Here is a 19,423-nt window from a genome sequence, read left to right as displayed (position 1 = left end):
GGGCCACCGGCGCGCAGCCGTGCGCCCGGTCGTCAACGGCCGCCGGGGGAGCGGCCGCCGCGCCGGATACGGGTCGCCAGCCACAGGTCGAAGCGGTCGTCGGGGTCGTCGAGGCGGCGCCCGGTGAGGTCCATCGCCTTGTCCAGGCGGTTGCGCACGGTGTGCCGGTGGACGCCGAGCCGGCGGCTGGTGGCGTCCCAGGCGCCGCCGGTCTCCAGCCAGGCGGCGAGGGTGGCGATCAGCTCCTCACCGCCGTCGGCCAGGTCCAGCGGGCCGAGGACGGTGTCGGCGTAGCCGTGCAGCGTCCGGCGGTCGCCCAGCTCCAGCAGAAGCCGGGCGGCCTCGCTCTGCCGGGCCTCCACGGGCGCCCCGGCGGTCCGGCTGACCGCCAGCAGACCCGTCGCCTGCCGCAGCGACACCCGGACCGCGTCCGGCGCGGTGGCCGGTCCGATGCCCGCCGGGCAGCCCGGCGCGAACCGGCCGAGCACCGCGTGGATGTCCAGCTCCTCGCCGACCACCGCCTCGATCACCGGCGCCGGCCCGGAACCCGGCCCGCCGGTCACCCGCACCAGCCCGCCGGGCATCGCCAGCGCCAGATCGGCCGCCGTCTCCTGGGCCGCGCCCTCGGGCAGCCCGGCCGACGGGGCGGCACCGCCCGCACCCGGTGGCCCGGCGGCCGGCGCGACCTCCACCACGACCGCCCGCACCCGCTCCGCGGACAGCCCCACCGAGGCCAGCATGTCCCGGGCCCGGTCCGCCGTCAGGTCCTCGTCCGCCAGCAGCTCCGACAGCAGTGCCGACCGCCGGCGGCGCTCCGGCTCGTCGCGCAGATGGCGCCGCTCCAGCTCCAGGGAGAGCAGCGAGATCAGTCCGGGGACCACCGAGCGGGCGGCGTCGTCCGGGCGGCCGGCGAGCAGCAGCAGACCCCGCAGCCGGCGGGCGCCGAGCGGCTGCACCTCCAGCTGACGGCCGCCGGCGGTACTGGTCGCACTGCCCCGCAGCCCCCGCGCGGCGACCCGTTCGACCAGGTCACGGGCCTGCTCGGGCGGCGTCGGCGGCTCCTGCCCGGCGGCCGCCAGCTGCCGCCCCAGCGGATCGAGGACCGTGGCGCCGACCCCGGTGGCCGCCGTCCACTCCGCCAGCATCGGCTGCAGCCCGTCGCTGGTCGCCGCGGCCGCGGTCAGCCGCCGCTGGGTCGCGAACGCCCGCTGCAGCACCTCCCGCTGCTCGGCGGCCCGGGCGTCGAAGACCGCCTTGGTGACCGCGATGAACGGCACCTCGTCCGGCACCGTCAGCAGCGGCAGCCGCGCCTCCCTCGCCGCCGTGACCAGCGGTTCCGGCGCCTCCTGATACGGCAGCCCCTGCCCCAGCCCGAGCGCCAGGCAGGCCGCGCCGCCCCCGGCCACGTCCCGGACGTAGTCCCGGCAGGCCGCCGGCTCCCTCGGCAGCAGCAGCCCGATCGTCATCAGCAGCTCGCCGCCCTGCAGCCACTTCCCCGGGACCAGGAGATCGGAGACGGTGGCCGCCTCGACGGTGCGGGAGAGCAGTTCGGGCGGCACGTCGTAGGTGAGCGCCAGACGGAGGTCGGGCCGGGCCAGCAGGTCCGCGATACGCAACGGCATAGACATAGTGTCCACCACATATCTATTGGATGGACGATCGGGCGATCGAGTACCGGCGGGGCGGACCCCTAGGTTCACACCACCGCGGAAACCGCCACCCCACGGCGGTGGCCCCCGCACGCCCTCTGTCGCCACGCCCGAGGAGTAACCATGGACCCCACGGCACCCAGGGAAGGCACGCGCGAGGGGCGAGGCTCCCGCGTCATCGAGGTCCGCTCCATCGACTACGTCCCCGTCCGCGAACGGCACGGGAAGGTGTGGCACCAGGGCCCCTTCTGGTTCACCGGCAACTTCGTGCTGACCACGATGGTCACCGGCTTCCTCGGCCCCGCCCTCGGCCTGGGCCTGCCCGCCTCCGTGGCCGCCGTCGTCCTCGGCGCCTGCTTCGGCACCTTCTTCATGGCCTTCCACGCCAACCAGGGCCCCCGGATGGGCCTGCCGCAGATGATCCAGTCGCGGGCCCAGTTCGGCATCCGTGGCGCCATCGTCCCGTTCGCCGCCGTGGTCTTCGTCTACGTCGGCTTCAACGTCTTCAACGTCGTGCTGGCCGCCCAGGGCCTGCGGACCGTCTTCCCCGGCGGCACCACCCTCTGGTACGTCCTGATCATCGGCGTCGCCCTCCTGCTCGCCGTCGTCGGCCACGACCTGCTGCACCTCGTCCAGCGCTGGCTCACCTATGTGCTGATCGCGGTCTTCGGGGTGCTGACCGTCGGCGCGCTGAGCCGGCTCGACCCGCACTCCGCGGCCGCCGCCGGGCACGCCGCGCACGGCTCCTGGACGTCCTTCCTGGTCGTCTTCTCCGCCGCGGCCGGCTACCAGATCAGCTACGCCGTCTACGTCTCGGACTACTCCCGCTACCTGCCCCGCGACGTCTCCGCGCGCAAGGTCGTCTGGTGGACCTACGCGGGCGCGGCCGGCTCCGCCGCCTGGCTCATGTCGCTGGGCGCCCTGCTCGCCTCGGCGCTGCCGCACCCGGACGCGATCACCGCCGTCCGCCAGGTCGGCAACGCGATCGTCCCCGGCTTCGGCACCTTCGCGGTGGTCGTCTCCTCCGTCGCCCTGGTCGGCATCATGGCCGTCAACGCCTACGGCGCGATGCTCACCACCACCAGCGCGATCGACGCCTTCCGCGCGGTCAAGCCGACCGTCCGGGTCCGGATCGCCGGCATCGTGGCCATCGGCCTGATCGTCTTCACCGTGGCGATGCTGCTGCCGGAGAACTACCTGGCGAGCTTCAACACCTTCGTGCTGATGATGCTCTACTTCCTGATCCCGTGGACGGCGGTCAACCTCGTCGACTTCTACTGGGTGCGGCGCGGCCACTATGCGGTCACCGCCATCTTCGACCCGTCCGGCATCTACGGCCGCTGGTCCTGGCGCGGCATCGCCGCCTACGCCGCGGGCTTCGTCGCGATGATCCCGTTCTTCGCCACGTCGTTCTACACCGGCCCGGTCGCCGAGGCGCTGGGCGGCGCTGACCTGTCCTTCGTGCCCGGCCTGCTGGTCGGCGGCGGCCTGTACCGCCTGCTCACCGGCAACCTCGACCTGGCGGCGGAGGCGGCGGCGGTCGCCGCGAGCGAGCGCGAGCTGGAGGGCGCCGACGCGGACGGGCCGGCGGCCGCGGCCTCGCACGCCTGAGCCGCGGGCGGCGCGGGCCGCCCCCGGGGGCGCCGCGGACCAGAGGATGAGCCGCCCACTTCCTCCCGCTATGGTCGGTCGGTAGGACGCATCCCGCCGACCGACCGGCGTTCTCCGGCCCCGTCCGGCCCTCGGGCCGACGGCTGAAGGGAAGTGAGCGCACCATGCAGGTGGCGTTTCTGGTGGCCCCCGAGGGCACCGAGCAGGTCGAGCTGACCAGGCCCTGGCAGGCGGTCACCGCCGCGGGCGGCACCCCCACGCTGGTCTCCACCAGGTCGGGCCGGATCCAGGCGTTCCACCACCTCGACCGGGCCGACAGCTTCCCCGTCGACCGGACCGTGGACGCCGCGTCGGTCGCCGAGTTCGACGCCCTGGTCCTCCCCGGTGGCGTGGCCAACCCCGACGCCCTCCGTATGGACAAGGGCGCCGTCTCCTTCACCGCGTCCTTCTTCGAGACCGGCAAACCGGTCGCCGCCATCTGCCACGCCCCCTGGACCCTGATCGAGGCCGGCGTGGTCCGCGGCCGCACCCTCACCTCCTGGCCCAGCCTGCGCACCGACATCCGCAACGCCGGCGGCACCTGGGTCGACAAACAGGTCGTCGTCTGCACCCAGGCCGACAACACCCTCGTCACCAGCCGCCGGCCCGGCGATCTGGACGCCTTCTGCAAGGCATTGATCGAGGAGTTCGGCCGCTGATGGGGCGTGATGAGGGCCGGGCCACCTGTTCAGCTCGCCGCCCTGGGCGTACACCGTGCGTCAGGTCCGGGGCGCCCTACCCTGGGCGCGGCCGCTGTGCCGGTTCTGACGGACCCTTCTCCGAAGCTTGTGCGCCCTGCTCTGATCGGCCTTCTGCGCGGATCTGACGGGCCTTCTGTGCGGAACTGACGGGCGTTCTCTGACGGGCCTTCTTGCTGGGCCTTCCTTCTTGCTGGGCCTTCTCTGCGGAATATCCCGCCCCCGTCCGGGCGTTGAGGCCCGACAGGGGGCCCACGCGTCCCCTAGGGAACATCCCCCACCCCCCGCCTCACCCCTCCCCCCACCCCGCCCCGATCACCACCGCCGCCGACTCCCCGGGCAGGTGCAACAGCCCGTTGCCGTCCGGGAGGAGGGGGTGCGGCCAGCCCGCGGGTGCGTCGAAGGCGGAGGGGGCGGTTGGGGTGGACGGGGTAGACAGGGCGGACGGGGCGAGGGGGATGGTGGCCGTGGTGTCGGGGGCGAGGTTGACGGCCAGGTGGAGGGGGCCGCGGCGGAGCAGGAACCAGCGGGCGGACTCGTCGTAGGCGAGGTGGGTGCGGGACGGGTCCGGGTCGGTCAGGGCGGGGTGGGTGCGGCGGAGGGTGAGGAGGGTGCGGTACCAGGACAGCAGGGCGGCGTGCGGTTCGGCGGACTGCTCGGACCAGTCCAGGACGCAGCGGTCGCGGGTGGCCGGGTCCTGCGGGTCGGGCCAGTCCGCGCCGAGGCCGTCCTTGTGCGCGGCGCCGCCCTCCTGCGCCGCGAACTCCCGCCGCCGGCCCGCCCGTACGGCCTCCGCCAGTTCCGGGTCCGGGTGGTCGGTGAAGTACTGCCACGGGGTCCGCGCGCCCCACTCCTCGCCCATGAAGAGCATCGGGGTGAACGGGGAGCAGAGCACCAGCGCCGCGGCGCAGGCGAGCAGGCCGGGGGAGAGCGTCGCGGTGAGCCGGTCGCCGTACGCGCGGTTGCCGATCTGGTCGTGGGTCTGCGCGTAGGCGAGCAGCCGGTGCGGCGGGGTCGTCCGCAGGTCGAGCGGTGCGCCGTGCCGGCGGCCGCGGAAGCTGGAGTGGCCGCCGTCGTGGAAGAAGCCGCCGGTCAGGGTCTTGGCGAGGGCGGCGAGCGGGGCGCGTGCGAAGTCGGCGTAGTAGCCGTGGGATTCACCGGTCAGCGCGGTGTGCAGGGCATGGTGGAAGTCGTCGTTCCACTGGGCGTGCAGGCCGAGGCCGCCGCTCGCCCGCGGCGCCGTGGTGCGCGGGTCGTTGCGGTCGGACTCGGCGATCAGGAAGAGCGGGCGGCGCAGCTGGGCGGCGAGCGCGTCCACCGCGGCGGACAGTTCGGCCAGGAAGTGCTGGGCGCGGTCGTCGTGCAGGGCGTGCACGGCGTCCAGCCGGAGCCCGTCGACGCGGTAGTCGCGCAGCCAGCCGAGCGCGCTCCCGATGAGATAGCGGCGGACCTCGTCGGAACCGGGGGCGTCGAGGTTGACCGCGGCCCCCCAGGGCGTCCGGTGGGCGTCGGTGAAGTACGGGCCGAATTCCGGGAGATGGTTGCCGGACGGGCCGAGGTGGTTGTGGACGACGTCGAGGACGACGCCGAGCCCGTGGCCGTGCGCGGCGTCCACGAACCGCTTGAGCCCGTCGGGCCCGCCGTACGGTTCGTGCACCGCCCAGGGCGCGATCCCGTCGTAGCCCCAGCCGTGCCGCCCGGGGAACGGGCAGACCGGCATCAGGGAGACATGGGTGATGCCGAGGCCGGCGAGGTGGCCGAGGCGGGCCGCGGCCGCGTCGAAGGTGCCCTCGGGGGTGTATGTCCCGATGTGCAGCTCGTAGAGGACGGCGCCGGGCAGCGGGCGGCCGGGCCAGGGGTGCCGCCAGGCGAACCGCGCGTGGTCGACGACCGCGCCGGGCCCGCCGGGGCCGTCCGGCAGCCGGGCGGCGCGCGGGTCCGGCCGCGGCGGGCCGCCGTCGAGCCGGAAGGCGTAGCGGTCGCCGTCGCCGGCCGGTGCCTCCGCGTGCCACCAGCCGGGTCGGCCGGGATCGCGCTCCAGGGGGACCGGCGGTGCGTCCGGCCGTTCGCCGGCCCACTGGAGCGCGACCCGGCCGGCGTCCGGCGCCCATACCTCGAACAGCACGCCTGTCCTCCTTCGTCACTCCGGCCCCGGCCGCCCCGCACGTCCGAAGGCCCCGCGGACCCGCTTCCGTCGACGAAAGCACGCCGCCGCCCCGGACGGAAGGACGCGGTGCGGCGGGCCACCGACATCGCCTGGACACCGGTCACCGCAGGTCGGAGAATCACCCCATGACTTCGCTCCAGTTCCCCGCGCGGCCCTCGGACGCCGATCGGGAACGCGCCCTTGAGCTGCTGCGCGACGGCGCGGCGGACGGACGGCTGTCCCAGGACACCTTCCTGCGCCGGCTGGAACTCGTCCTGGCCGCCCAGCAGCACTCCGAACTCGCGGCCGCCACCGCGGATCTGGAGAGCCGCGGCAAGGCGCAGGCACTGGTGCTGCGGATGATCGGCCGGGTCTCGGCGTTCCACCTCCGGGTGCGCAGGGCGTGGCGCACGGAGCGACTGCCGAAGCTGCTGCTGCCGGAGCCCGGGCCGTTCCCGCTGCTGATCGGGCGGGCCCCGGGCGTCGGCCTGCGGCTCAACCACGAGACGGTCTCCCGCAACCACGCCGAGCTGCGCAGCGAGGGCACCGGCTGGATGCTGCGCGATCTCGGCTCCACCAACGGCACCTGCGTCAACGGCCGCCGCCTGGTGGGCGAGATACCGGTGGGGCCCGGCGACCACATCAGATTCGGGCATGTGGACTACGTCCTGACGGAGCGCCAGGAGCGTCAGGAGCGCCAGAGCCGCACCGAGCCCTGAGGAACGGTCCCGGCCGCCGGTGTGGCGCGCCCCCGTACACCCGTCGCGGCGCGCCGTCAGTGCTGGTGCAGCCCCCGCCCCGCCAGCGTCAGGAACGCCTCCCCGACCGCCTCGGACAGCGTCGGATGGGCGTGCACCTGCTGGGCGACATCGGACGGTTCGGCGTCCCACGCCACGATCAGCTGGCTCTCCGCGATCATCTCCGAGACGTGCGGCCCCACCAGATGGACGCCCAGCACCGCGCCGGTGGCCTCGCCGCCCGCCCCGTCCGCCGCAGCGAGAACCTTCACCATCCCGCCCTGCCCGTGGACCATCCCCTTGGCGGTGGCCGTCAGCGGCAGCGTGTTCACCTTGAATTCCAGGCCCCGATCGCGCGCCGCGGCCTCGCTCAGCCCGACCGAGGCGGTCTGCGGACTGGAGTACGTCACCCGCGGCACCGTCGCGTAGTCCACCGGACGCGACGGCACCCCCGCCAGCGTCTCGGCGACCAGCAGCCCCTCGGCGAACGAGGCGTGCGCCAGCCCGGGCGACGGCGGCGGCAGCAGATCGCCGACCACATGGACGCCCGGCACCGCGGTCTCCAGCCGCGACCAGTCCGCCGGCGGCACGAACCCCCGCTCGTCCACCGCCAGTCCGGCCGCCGCGAGCCCCAGCCCGTCGGTCACCGGGGCCCGCCCCACCGCCACCAGCAACCGCTCGGCCTCGACGACCACCTCCTCGCCCCCGGGCGTGCGGACGGTGGCCCGCACGCCGTCCGGCAGCAGCTCCGTTCCGTTCAGCGTCGAGCCGGTGCGGACGGTGATCCCGCGCCGCCGCAGCCCGCGCACCAGATGCCGGCCGACGTCCTCGTCCTCCAACGGGAGCAGCCGGTCCGCGGCCTCCACGAGGGTCACCTCGGCACCCATCGAGCGGTGGAAGGAGGCGTACTCGACGCCGATCGCCCCGCCGCCCAGCACCAGCACCGACCCCGGAAGCCCGGCCGCGAACAGCGCGTCGTCGCTGGTCACCACCCTCCGCCCGTCCGCCGCCAGGCCCGGCAGCATCCGGGGCCGGGAGCCGGTCGCCAGCACGATCCCGCGCCGGGCCGTGAGCGCGCCGCCCGCCGGCCCGTCGACGACCACCGAACGGGGCCCGGTCAGCCGGGCCGAGCCGTGCACCACCCGCACCCCGGCCCGCGCCAGGGTGCCGGTCACGCCCTGATGGTTGCGGGCCACGATGTCGTCCCGGGTGGCGGTCAGCGCGTCCCAGTCCACCGCGTCCAGGGTCGCCTTGACGCCCCAACGGACGCCCGCCTCCGCGATCCCGTCGACCAGCTCCGCGGCGTGCAGCATCGCCTTGCTGGGGATGCAGCCGCGGTGCAGGCAGGTGCCGCCGACGAGGTCCCGCTCGGCGAGCACCACCCGCAGCCCGAGGGCGGCGGCCCGCAGGGCGGTGCTGTAGCCGCCGGTCCCGCCGCCGATGACGACGACATCCGGCGCGTCGGTCCGGTCCGTGATCGAGTGCGTGTCCATGGCGCCAGCCTCCGCCCGCGCGCCGCCATGAGTCCAAGGCAATGTTTCTATGGGGACGATGCACGATGTGCATGAGCTCGGAAACGGTCAACGGTGTGCACGGGCGACGAACGGTGCGCGGGGGCACACGGGGGAGGCGGGGAGCGGCGGATGAGTCTGCGGCAGATGGAATACCTGGTGGCGGTGGTCGAGGAGCAGTCCTTCACCCGGGCCGCGGAGGCGCTGCACGTCAGCCAGTCCGCGCTCTCGCACCAGATCAAGGCGCTGGAGCGGGAGGTCGGCGGCCCGCTGCTGGAGCGGATGACCCGCGGGGTGCGGCTGACCGCGATGGGCCGGGCCTACTACCCGCACGCCGAACTCGCCGTCCGCAGCGCCCGCCAGGCCCGCCGTGCGGCGCTGGCGGCCGGCGGGGCGGAGAGCGGGGAACTCCACATCGCGACGGTGCACGCCCAGGCCATCGGGGTGCTCCCGGCGGTCTGCGCCCGCTGGACCCGGCTGCGGCCCGGGGTGCGCCTGGTGCTCCACGAGTACGCCACCACCGACGAACTGACCGGCCAAATGGCACGAGGGGTCGCCGACATGGCACTGGGGCCGCGCCCGGAGGACTGGCCGGGGCCGGTCACCGTCGTCGGCCGGGAGCGGATGGTGCTGGTCGTCCCGCACGGCGACCCGCTCGCCGACCGGGAGTCGGTGCGGCTGGCGGACCTCGCGGACCGGCCCTGGGTGCGGTGCAGCCTGGAACCCGTCCTGGCCGGCCGCCGCTGGCTGGACGTGGAGTGCGAGCGGGCCGGCTTCACCCCGCGCACCGCCGTCCGCACCCAGCACACCTCGACGGCCGTCCGGATGGCCTCGGCCGGCGTCGGCGTGCTGCTCACCGCCGCCCACGAACTCACCGGCCTCGACTGTGCCCGGATACCCACCGATCCACCGTGGCGCCGCGACATCACGGTCTTCTCGCGGGTGGAACTGACGGGCGCGGCGGCGGAGTTCACGGAGATGCTGCGGGAGTGGGGTGCGGACGAGGTGACCTGATGGGATGTCAGTACATGTCTGCTCTGCCCTCGTCCTCTACTCCCGCTCATCCCCTGGCAGTTGACCCCGTCCCGCCCCCGGCCCCTCCTCCCGTACGAGCAGTGCCACCGGCCACTCCGTCAGCAGGGTGTCCACCCCCACCGCGGCGCCGCCCGCCACCGTGCGGCCGGTGAGCAGCTCCCGCCAGGCGCCGCCCGCGGGCAGCCGCAGCACGGTGTCCCACCAGCCGCCGGTCTCCCGCAGCCGCAGCGACAGCCGGGTCACCGCCGTCACCACCCGCCCGCCGCGGACGAAGGCCACACAGTGCTCGGCCGCCGGGCCCTCCGCGGTCAGCGGCTGGTACGTCGAGGCGGCGCCGAACCACTCCGGGTGCGCCCGCCGCAGCCGCAGCGCGGCCGCCGTCAGCCGCAGTTTCTCGGCGGACGGGCCGGCCGGCGTGGCACCGCCGTCCAGTTCCGCGAGCAGCTCCGGCTCGAACCGCGGGGGCCGCCGGTTGTCCGGATCGACCAGCGCCGCGTACTCCCGCTCGGTGCCCTGATAGACGTCGGGGACACCCGGCATGGTGAGGTGCAGCAGCGCGGCGCCCAGGACGTTCGCCCGGATGTGCGGGGCGAGTTCGGCCTCCAGGGCGGCCAGCCGGCCGGCCGCCGGGCCGCACGGCCCACCGCGAACGAACTCCGCCACCGCCTCCTCGTACACCGCGTCCGGCTCCGTCCACGTCGTGCGCAGCCCGGCCTCCCGCACCGCCTTGAGGACCGCGGGCGTCAGACGCTCCGCCGCCGGGCCCCCGGCGGCGGACGCGCCGAGCCCGAACGCCGTCTGCCAGGCCGTCCAGGCCACCATCGGATCCACCGGAACCGCATCGTCCGCGACCTCCCTCCCGTCGGCCACCGCGCTCAGCACATCCCGCCACCGGTCCGGGCACTCCGACAGCACCGCGATCCGCGCCCGCACATCGGCACTGCGCTTGGTGTCGTGCGTGGAGAGCGCCGTGCCGCTCTCCGGCCAGTCCCGCTGCAACCGCGCGCAGTACTCGTGGAACGTCCCGGGCCCCAGCGCGGGTTCCCCGGGATCGCCGCCGACCTCGCACGCCGACAGCAGCACCGGATAGCGGTAGAAGGCGGTGTCCTCCACGGACTTGGCGTGCAGCGCGGACGCGGTCTGCGCGAACCGCGCCGCGAAATCGGCGACATCGCGGTTCGCGACATCGCGGTTCGTGTCGTCCCCGTCCACGGCATCCCGGTCCACGGCCGCGGAGCCCGCCGTACCGTCCCCGTCCCCGCCCCGGGCGAACCGCCCCAGTGCCAGGTCGTGGACGAGATCCACCGCCGCGGCCTCCTCCGGCACCCGGAAGGTGGCCCGGGCCCGTTCCGCCGCGCCGCCCAGCATCGCCGCGTCCGCCGCGGTCCGCGTGCCGTCCGTGGTGTCCCCGGCGTACGGCCGGTAGACCGGCAGCCGCACCAGCAGTTCCCGCACCGCCTGCCGCAGCGCCCACGGCGCGTGGTCGCCCGGCCGGGGCACCCGCTCGGCGATCCGGGCCGCGGTCCGCACCAGCCGCTCCACCTCCGCCGCCAGCTCGTGCTCGACGACCTCGTACGCGGCCCGGCGCACCGTCTCCTCCCAGTCACCGCCCTCGTCGGCCAACGGGGTGACGAAGTCCCGGTAGTGCGAGAAGAGCCGCCCCGAGCCCTGCGGGCAGACGAACAGCCCGTCGATGTGGCGCAGCGCGTCATAGCCCGTGGTGCCGGCGCACGCCCAGCCGCCCGGCAGCCGCTCCGCGCCGGTCAGGATCTTCTCGACCACCGTCCAGCAGCCCTTGGTCCCGGCTCGCAGCCGCGCCAGATAGCCGCCCGGATCCACCAGCCCGTCCGGATGGTCGACCCGCAGCCCGTCGACGACGCCCTCCCGGACCAGCCGCAGCACCGTCGCGTGCGTCGCGGCGAACACCTCCGGGTCCTCGGCGCGGACCCCGATCAGCTGCGAAATGGTGAAGAACCGCCGGTAGTTGAGCTCGGTGCGGGCCAGCCGCCACCAGGCGAGGCGGTACCACTGCGCCTCCAGAAGACGCGGCAGGGGAAGCCGTTCCGTACCGGGGCGCAGCGGGAAGACCTGCTCCCCGTAGTGCAGTAGCGGCCCCTCGACCCGGAAACGGGGCAGCTCGTCCCCGATCCGCCCCTCCAGTACGGGCAGCAGCAGCCGCCCTCCGTGCCCGCCGTCCCAGTCGATGTCGAACCAGCGCGCGTACCGCGACGCCGGCCCGTCGCGCAGCACCTCCCACAGCGGCCCGTTGAGCGACACCGGCGCGGGCACCGCCATGTGGTTGGGCACGATGTCGACGACCAGCCCGAGGCCGTGCGCGCGGGCCGTCGCCGCCAGCGCCCGCAGCCCCTCCTCGCCGCCCAGTTCGGCGCGCACCGCCGCGTGGCCGGTCACGTCGTACCCGTGGGTGGAGCCCGGTACCGCCTCCAGTACGGGGGAGAGGTGCAGATGGGACACTCCGAGGGCGGCGAGGTAGGGGACCGCCCGTTCGGCGGCGGCGAACGGGAAGTCCGGCTGGAGCTGCAGCCGGTAGGTGGCGGTCGGCGACGGACTCGAAGGCTGCCTCATGGGAACACCCGTACCCCGCAGGCGGCCCGTTCTGTCATCGGGTCGCGTCATCCCGGACCGTCCCGCCGGTCGTGTTTTCGCCCGAACCGGAAGGCCGCTCCCGGGTAGCGCTTCGTACGTACCGACGGTACGGACCGCGCCGGGCCGGCGGATAGCTTCTTGTGATGACCGCCGCTGCCACCTATCGCCGGGTGCTCGCCCTGAGCGGGCCGCTGCTGCCCGTCGTCTCCTTCCTGGGGCGGCTGCCGACCGCCATGTGCCAGCTCGGCACGGTGTTGCTGGTGGCCGCGACGAGCGGTTCCCTGACCACTGCGGGCCTGGTCGGCGGCGCGCTGGCGGCGGGTCAGACGGTGGCCGGCCCGCTGACGGGGCGGCTCGCGGACCGGCACGGCCAGCGCCCGGTGGTGCTGGTGGCCTGCTGGGTCAACGCGCTCGCGGTGGCGGCCCTGGTGGCGGCCGCGCTGGCCCGTATGGCGACGCCCCCGCTCACCCTGATCGCGCTGCTGGCCGGGGCGAGTGTGCCGCAGATCGGTCCGCTGGCCCGCACCCGCCTGGTCGCCCTGGCGCACCGGGCGGCGGCCGAGGACCGCGTGGTGAGCGCCGCGCTGTCCCTGGAGGGCACCCTGGACGAGGTGTCGTTCGTGCTCGGGCCGGCGCTGGTGGGGCTGGCCGCCACCGTGGCCCATCCGGCGGTGGCACTGGCGCTGGCCGCGCTGCTGCCGGCGGTCTGCGGCACGGCGTTCGCCCTGCACCCGACCGCGGCCGTGACCCGGCCCGCCGCGGACCCGTCCGCCCGGGGCACACGGACGCCCCGCCCCCGCCCCGCCCGCACCCGGATGCCCCGCGCCGTCCACGCCGTGCGGCTGTCCACGGCCCTCCAGGGAGCGATGTTCGGCGCCTGCCAGGCCGGCATCACCGCGCTCACCGAGCGCCTCCACCAGCCCGCCCAGGCCGGCCTGGTGTACGCGGCGATGGGCGTGATGAGCGCCGCCGCGGGGCTCTCGCTGGCGCTGGTGCCGGCCCGGATCGGCCTGCCGGCCCGCTGGCGGGCGGCCGCCGCCGCGCTGATCGTGCTGTCCGTGCCGCTGCTGTTCGTCGGGTCGATGGGGGCGCTCTATCTGGTCGTCGTGGTGCTCGGGGTGGCCTTCGCCCCGCACCTGATCACCCTCTTCGGACTCACCGAACGGCTGGTGCCGGCCACCCGGCTGGCCGAGTCGATGGCGTTCCTCACCAGTGCGGTGGTCGGCGGCCAGGCCGTGGCGCTGGCCGTCTCCGGGCGGCTCGCCGACGCCCAAGGCCCGGCCGCCGCCTTCGCGGTCGCCGTCGGCGCTGCGGTGCTCGTCCTCGTCGTCGCCCTCACCACCCGCGCCGGCGCCCGGCCCACCGTGCCCGTACGCGCCTCCCGGCCCGGCCGGGGGACCGCCCCGGACCGCGCACCGGCCCCCTGAGCCCACCGCCGGCCCGTACTGGCCCGCTCAGGCCGGCCGTTGGAGCACCAGCAGGCTCCGCCCGATCAGCGTCAGCCGGTCGCCGCCCTTGACCTTGGCGCCCCGGCCCTCCGCCGCCGCTTCCGGCCGGTCGGTGTCCACCACCACCTGCCACTGCCGGCCCAGGTGTTCCGGCACCGTGAACTCCTTGTCCTGGTCGTGGGCGTTGAACATCAGCAGGAACGAGTCGTCGGTGACCGGCTCGCCGCGCGGCCCCGGTTCCGAGATCGAGCTGCCGTTGAGGAAGACCGTCAGCGCCTTGGCGTGGACGGACTGCCAGTCGCGGGTACCCATCTCCGTGCCGGTCGCGGTGAACCACGCGATGTCGGACAGCTCGTCGCGGGTGCCCTCCATCGGGTGCCCCTGGAAGAACCGCCGCCGCCGGAAGACCGGGTGGTCCCGGCGCAGCCACACCATCTGCCGGACGAACGCCAGCAGCGCCCGCTCCTCCTCCCGCTCGGCCGCCACCGGTGCCTCCGGCCCCGCCCCGTCGACCCCCTCGGCCCCGTCGCTCTGGTCGGCGTCGGCCGGCCCGCCGGCGCCCGCCGTCCCCCGCTCCGGCCACCGCACCCACGTCAGCTCGTTGTCCTGGCAGTAGGCGTTGTTGTTGCCGCGCTGGCTGCGCCCGAACTCGTCGCCGTGGCTGAGCATCGGCACGCCCTGCGACAGCATCAGCGTGGCGAGGAAGTTCCGCATCTGCCGGAGCCGCAGCCGGCGCACCGAGGGGTCGTCGGTCGGCCCCTCGGCCCCGCAGTTCCACGACCGGTTGAAGCGCTCGCCGTCCCGGTTGTCCTCGCCGTTGGCCTCGTTGTGCTTGTCGTTGTACGAGACCAGGTCGCGCAGGGTGAAACCGTCATGGCAGGTGACGAAGTTGATCGAGGCCAGCGGCCGCCGCCCGTCCTCCTGGTAGAGGTCGGACGAACCGGCCAGCCGGGACCCGAAGTCCGCCAGTGTGCGCGGCTCGCCGCGCCACAGGTCCCGCACGGTGTCCCGGTACTTGCCGTTCCACTCCGTCCACAGTGGTGGGAAGTTCCCCACCTGGTAGCCGCCCTCCCCGACGTCCCAGGGCTCGGCGATCAGCTTCACCTGGCTGACCACCGGGTCCTGATGCACCAGGTCGAAGAACGACGACAGCCGGTCCACCTCGTGGAATTGCCGCGCGAGCGTCGCCGCCAGGTCGAACCGGAACCCGTCGACCCGCATCTCCTGCACCCAGTAGCGCAGCGAGTCCATCACCAGTTGGAGCACGTGCGGGCTGCGCATCAACAGGGAGTTCCCGGTGCCCGTGGTGTCCGTGTAGTAGCGGCGGTCTTCCGACAGCCGGTAGTACGAGGCGTTGTCCAGCCCCCGGAAGGACAGCGTCGGCCCCAGGTGGCTGCCCTCGGCCGTGTGGTTGTAGACGACGTCGAGGATGACCTCGATGCCCGCGCGGTGCAGTGCCCGGACCGCGGTCTTGAACTCCAGCACCTGCTGCCCGCGGTCCCCCCAGGAGGCGTAGGCGTTGTGCGGGGCGAAGAAGCCGATGGTGTTGTAGCCCCAGTAGTTGCTGAGCCCGGCGTCCACCAGCCGGTGGTCCTGGACGAACTGGTGCACCGGCATCAGCTCCAGAGCGGTGACCCCCAGCTCCGTCAGGTGGTCGATGATCGCCGGGTGCGCCAGCGCCGCGTAGGTGCCGCGCAGCTCCTCCGGCAGTTCGGGGTGGCGCATCGTCAGGCCCTTCACATGGGCCTCGTAGAGCACCGTCTCGTGGTACGCGGTCCGCGGCGGGCGGTCGTCGCCCCAGTCGAAGTACGGGTTGACCACCACCGACGCCATGGTGTGCGGCGCCGAGTCGAGGTCGTTGCGCACCTCCGGGCGGCCGAAGTGGTAGCCGTAGACCGCCTCGTCCCAGTCGATCACGCCGCTCATCGCCCGCGCGTAGGGGTCGAGGAGCAGTTTGGCGGAATTGCAGCGGTGCCCGCGCTCCGGCTCGTAGGGGCCGTGCGCCCGGAAACCGTAGCGCTGCCCCGGCATCACCCCCGGCAGATACGCGTGCCGTACGAAGGCGTCGGACTCGCGCAGCTCGACGGCGGTCTCCGAGCCGTCGTCGTGCAGCAGACACAGCTCGATGCGTGTGGCGGCTTCGGAGAACACCGCGAAGTTGGTGCCCGCACCGTCGTAGGTGGCACCCAACGGATACATCTGTCCCGGCCAGACCTGCATGCGTAGACTCTTCCACTTTCTCTGCGGGGCGGCGGCGACTCCACGACACACGTCCGCGGACCGAATCGGAAATCCTTCACCAATGCTTCCCAAAGTGCCGGATAACGGGATCTTTTTGTGTGAAATCCGCTGGACGGTGGTTCATCTTCGGCGATGTCGGATTGTCGGATGTCTGTGCGCCGATCGGGGGGCGGTCTGCCGGTATGGACGGCGGCGCGGGGCGGGGAGCGGTGCGGTCGCCTCGAAGGCGGCGCTCTCCCCCGGGCTACCGCAAAGACGCGCAGTTCGCCAGTGCCACCCCGGCCAATCGCGGCGTCCGCGTCCCGCCGGGCCGGCGGCGCGGTGTCAACGGGCCGCCACCGGAACACTCCATCGCGTGGGCCGGAATGCGCCCCCGTCCTGTGTCGCGGCTATGAATCCGCTCACTCCTGCCGTGCTTTCCGGCCACAACCGGCAGTATGGGCAAGGGGAGTTGGCATCCCACTCGATGCATCCTGCTGCACCGCCCCCCGCGCCGCAGTAGTCTGCCTTGATCGTTGGCACGGGGGTTCGGAAGGCGGTGGCAGGTGAGCGGCGGGCTGGAGTTGCCGCCTGGTGACGAGGGTCATGAGGGCCACGAGGGCGGCTCCATGGACGCACCGCCCGGCACGGTGTCCCTCGCCCGACCGCTGGAGATCGGCGCGGAACTGGACTGGGGGGCCGACGCCTGGAGCGAGGTGCGCACCCGGGCCCGCCGGGCCGGACGCGCCTATATCTGGCTGAATCTCGTCGAGCAGCGCCTGCGGGCCGTCGTCGCGGCCGTACTGCGTCCCGTCTACGAGCCGGTGCACGGCGACGAGTGGGTCATCGCGGCGGCCGGGCCCGCCGGCCAGGAGTGGGTCCAGCGTGCGGTCGCGGTCCGCGAGGTCAGCCGCCGCAAGGGCTACCTCCTCGACCCCGCCGACGACAACATCGTCAGCTTCCTGACGCTCCCGCAGCTGCGCGAGCTGATGATCCAGCACTGGCCCTGCTTCGAGCCCTACGTGGACGACCGCCGGGAGGTCGAGCTGGTCCTGGACGAGCTGGAGGTCGCCCGCAACATCGTCTCCCGCAACCGCGCGCTGTCCGGGACCGTGCTCGCCCAGGCCGAACGGGCCAGCGCCCGGCTGCTGGACATCCTCGGTTCCGGCGCCGGGACCCGTATCTCCGGGCGGCTGCCCATCGACGCCGTCGAGGACCTCGTCGGCGACCGCTACGCCGACGTCGTGGGTGTGCACCCCGACCGGGTGCGGCTCCAGCGCCAGCTGCCCGCCGAGGACCTCTTCGGGGGCGCCCGCCGCCTCGATGCGGTGGGCATAGGTCTCAACCTCCTGGTCCAGAACTACTCCGGCCGCCGGCTGGTCCGGCTCGCCGAGTCCGGCTGCCGGGTGCGGCTGCTCTTCCTCAACCCGGCCAGCAGCGCGGTCCGCCGCCGGGAGCGCGAAATCGGCCTGAAGAAGGGCGAGATGAGCCGTTCCATCGAGATGAACATCCTCCACATGCGGCGGGTCCGGGCCCGGCTCCGGGATCCGGATGCCTTCGAGATCCAGGTCTTCGACGAGACCCCGCGCTTCACCGCCTACCTCGTCGACGGCGACGGGCCCGACGGCCTGGCCGTCGTCCAGCCCTACCTCCGCAAGAGCCGCGGGATGGAGTCCCCGGTGTTCGTGCTGCGCGGCGGCAGCCGCGAGGTCGTCCGCCAGGACGCCCGCGACGGGCGGGAGGCCGACCACGGACTCTTCGAGACCTACCGCGAGGAGTTCGAGAGCGTCTGGGCGGACTCCCGGCCGGTCTCCTGAACGGGCCGCCGGGCGGCGGCCGGAGCGGACGGCCCGGTCGATTGTCAGTGGCGCGTGGGAGAGTGTCCGGACACGGGGGAGGTACCACCGAAGGAGGGCGCATGAGTCAGCGCAGCGTGGGGGGCTTCCCGGCGAAGCGCCGGGAGAGCGTCGGGGAAGGGCGCGCACCGCGCGTGTGCGGGGCCGGGCGGAGCGGGGGCGCGGCATGAGCTGGCATCAGGAGCTGCTGGTCGGCTTCGATCTGGAGACCACTGGCACGGACATCGAGCAGGACCGCGTGGTCACGGCCGCGCTGATCCGGCTGGAGGCGGACGGCCGGGTGGCCGGCACACAGTCCTGGCTGCTCGATCCGGGCGTGCCGATTCCCGAGGAAGCCGCCCGCATTCACGGCATGTCGACCGCCCATGTCCAGGAGCACGGCCGTGCGCCGGCGAGCGCCATAGCGGAGATCACCGAGGCGCTGGCCGACGTCCTCCGCGCGGACATACCCCTGGTGGTGATGAACGCCCGCTACGACCTCTCGCTGCTCGACCGCGAGTGCCGCCGCCACGGCGTGCCGACCCTGACCGACCGGCTCGGCCGCCCGCCGTCCCCGGTCATCGACCCGCTCGTCCTCGACAAGCACGTCGACCGCTACCGCAAGGGCAAGCGCGCGCTCCAGGCGCTCTGCGGGCACTACGGCGTACGGCTCGACGGCGCGCACGAGGCGGGGGCCGACGCGGTCGCCGCGGCCGGGGTGGCCCGCCGTATCGGCGAGAAGTACCCGGCCGTCGCCCTGCCGTCACCGCGCGCCCTGCACACCCTCCAGGAGCAGGCCGCCGCCGAGCAGGCCGCGTCGTTCCAGGCGTATCTGCGCCGCTCCGGCGACCCGGAGGCGAGAGTCGAGCCGGCCTGGCCGCTGATCCCGTATCAGCGCTGACAGCGCGCGCCCGCGGGCCGCTGGGCCGCCCTCAGAACGGGTACCACCGGACCGCCGTGTCCTTCTCGCGCAGCGAGTCGACCCGGCGCCGGAACTCCTTGCGGGCCGCCGGGTTCCCGGGCGCGTGTTGGGAGACCCAGGCGCAGCTCGCAGTCTCCCGGGACCCGCGCAGGACGGCGCAGCCCGCCCAGTCCCGGACGTCCCAGCCGTACGCCGACACAAAGGCGTCATAGGCGTCCGCGCCCAGTCCGTAGCGGTCCCGGCTCAGCGCCATCACCACCAGGTCGTGCTCGCGCAGGTCCGAGGAGAAGGTCTCCAGGTCGACGAGGACCGGCCCGTCCGGCCCGATGTGGACGTTGCGGGGCAGCGCGTCGCCGTGGATCGGGCCGCGCGGCAGATGCGGCTCCAGCGCCGTCGCGGCCAGTGCGAAGGCGTCCCGCCGCCCGCGCAGATACTCCGCGTCGGCCGGCGACACCGCATCGCCGGCCAGCCGCAGCCACCGCTCCACACCGTCCAGCAACTCCCGCCGGGGCAGGGCGAACGGCGGCTCGGGCAGCGCGTGGACGCGCCGCAGCAGCTCGGCCAGGTCCTGCGGCCCGGCGGGCCGCACGGCCTCGGACAGCTGCCGCCAGTAGGTCACGGGATGCCCGTCGACGAGCCGGGCGGCCGGTTCCGCGGCCCGCACCGCCGGGACGTCCTCCGCCGCCAGCCACTGGGCCACGGCCAGTTCCCGCTCGGCGCGCGCGAGCAGTTCGGGGCTGCGGCCGACCCGTACGACCACGCCGCGCTCGTCCAGCGCGAAGACGGCGTTCTCGCCGAGCGCGAGCAGCCGGGCGTCCGCCGCCGCCTCCGGGTGCCCGGCCGCGGCCAGCACCTCCCGGGCGCGCGCCTCGGTGAAGGCGGAGCGGGGTTCGGTCATCGGGTTGCCTCCTGAGGTGCGTTCTCGGGCCCAGTCTCGCAGGTGGCGCCCGGCGCCCGTCTTCGCC

General features: G+C 74.3%; 13 protein-coding genes. 7 read left to right on the top strand and 6 right to left on the bottom strand.

The window, feature by feature from the left end; translation table 11 throughout:
• Nucleotides 1-32: 32 nt before the first annotated feature.
• Nucleotides 33-1,622 carry a PucR family transcriptional regulator gene (locus B073_RS0104660; RefSeq protein WP_018536929.1) on the bottom strand — a complete coding sequence of 530 codons (1,590 nt, stop codon included), beginning with the start codon at nucleotides 1,620-1,622 and terminating at the stop codon, nucleotides 33-35.
• A gap of 150 nt (nucleotides 1,623-1,772) precedes the next feature.
• Between B073_RS0104660 and B073_RS0104655 the strand changes: the two genes are divergently transcribed.
• Nucleotides 1,773-3,260 carry a purine-cytosine permease family protein gene (locus tag B073_RS0104655; RefSeq protein WP_018536928.1) on the top strand — a complete coding sequence of 496 codons (1,488 nt, stop codon included), beginning with the start codon at nucleotides 1,773-1,775 and terminating at the stop codon, nucleotides 3,258-3,260.
• Between the two features lie 164 nt (nucleotides 3,261-3,424).
• Nucleotides 3,425-3,958: a type 1 glutamine amidotransferase domain-containing protein gene (locus tag B073_RS0104650; RefSeq protein ID WP_018536927.1), complete on the top strand. Its 534-nt coding sequence runs from the start codon at nucleotides 3,425-3,427 to the stop codon at nucleotides 3,956-3,958.
• Nucleotides 3,959-4,286: 328 nt separating this feature from the next.
• Here the strand turns inward: B073_RS0104650 and treZ are convergent, their stop codons facing one another.
• Entirely contained in the window at nucleotides 4,287-6,122 is a 1,836-nt protein-coding gene (treZ, locus tag B073_RS0104645) for a malto-oligosyltrehalose trehalohydrolase (protein WP_018536926.1), read from the bottom strand.
• A 167-nt stretch (nucleotides 6,123-6,289) separates the two neighbouring features.
• Here treZ and B073_RS0104640 point away from each other — a divergent pair, with 167 nt between their 5' ends.
• On the top strand, nucleotides 6,290-6,862 hold the full coding sequence (locus B073_RS0104640; protein WP_018536925.1) for a DUF1707 and FHA domain-containing protein: 573 nt from the start codon (nucleotides 6,290-6,292) through the stop codon (nucleotides 6,860-6,862).
• A gap of 56 nt (nucleotides 6,863-6,918) precedes the next feature.
• Here the strand turns inward: B073_RS0104640 and lpdA are convergent, their stop codons facing one another.
• Nucleotides 6,919-8,373, bottom strand: a complete 1,455-nt coding sequence (gene lpdA, locus B073_RS0104635) for a dihydrolipoyl dehydrogenase (protein ID WP_018536924.1) — start codon at nucleotides 8,371-8,373, stop codon at nucleotides 6,919-6,921.
• Between the two features lie 150 nt (nucleotides 8,374-8,523).
• Between lpdA and B073_RS0104630 the strand changes: the two genes are divergently transcribed.
• Nucleotides 8,524-9,405, top strand: a complete 882-nt coding sequence (locus B073_RS0104630) for a LysR family transcriptional regulator (protein WP_018536923.1) — start codon at nucleotides 8,524-8,526, stop codon at nucleotides 9,403-9,405.
• Nucleotides 9,406-9,441: 36 nt separating this feature from the next.
• Here the strand turns inward: B073_RS0104630 and treY are convergent, their stop codons facing one another.
• Nucleotides 9,442-12,012, bottom strand: a complete 2,571-nt coding sequence (gene treY / locus B073_RS39100; RefSeq protein ID WP_018536922.1) for a malto-oligosyltrehalose synthase — start codon at nucleotides 12,010-12,012, stop codon at nucleotides 9,442-9,444.
• Between the two features lie 164 nt (nucleotides 12,013-12,176).
• Between treY and B073_RS0104620 the strand changes: the two genes are divergently transcribed.
• Complete coding sequence (locus tag B073_RS0104620) at nucleotides 12,177-13,460, top strand: MFS transporter (protein WP_018536921.1); 1,284 nt, start codon at nucleotides 12,177-12,179, stop codon at nucleotides 13,458-13,460.
• A 27-nt stretch (nucleotides 13,461-13,487) separates the two neighbouring features.
• Here B073_RS0104620 and glgX read toward each other — a convergent pair whose 3' ends face one another.
• On the bottom strand, nucleotides 13,488-15,701 hold the full coding sequence (gene glgX / locus B073_RS0104615) for a glycogen debranching protein GlgX (RefSeq protein WP_018536920.1): 2,214 nt from the start codon (nucleotides 15,699-15,701) through the stop codon (nucleotides 13,488-13,490).
• 629 nt (nucleotides 15,702-16,330) lie between these two features.
• On the opposite strand from glgX, the gene B073_RS0104610 reads away from it, so the two are divergent.
• Together B073_RS0104610 and B073_RS0104605 are read left to right on the top strand one after the other, a co-directional pair.
• The gene (locus B073_RS0104610) at nucleotides 16,331-17,518 is read left to right on the top strand and encodes an SAV2148 family HEPN domain-containing protein (RefSeq protein ID WP_018536919.1); all 1,188 of its coding nucleotides are present in this window, start codon (nucleotides 16,331-16,333) and stop codon (nucleotides 17,516-17,518) included.
• A gap of 205 nt (nucleotides 17,519-17,723) precedes the next feature.
• Entirely contained in the window at nucleotides 17,724-18,437 is a 714-nt protein-coding gene (locus tag B073_RS0104605) for an exonuclease domain-containing protein (RefSeq protein WP_018536918.1), read from the top strand.
• A 31-nt stretch (nucleotides 18,438-18,468) separates the two neighbouring features.
• Here the strand turns inward: B073_RS0104605 and B073_RS0104600 are convergent, their stop codons facing one another.
• Entirely contained in the window at nucleotides 18,469-19,356 is an 888-nt protein-coding gene (locus B073_RS0104600; protein WP_018536917.1) for an aminoglycoside phosphotransferase family protein, read from the bottom strand.
• Nucleotides 19,357-19,423: the final 67 nt, after the last annotated feature.

The organism is Streptomyces sp. MspMP-M5 (assembly GCF_000373585.1).
Lineage (GTDB): Bacteria > Actinomycetota > Actinomycetes > Streptomycetales > Streptomycetaceae > Streptomyces.
Note: the sequence above shows the minus strand (reverse complement) of the source record. Positions and strands in the feature narration are given on the sequence as shown.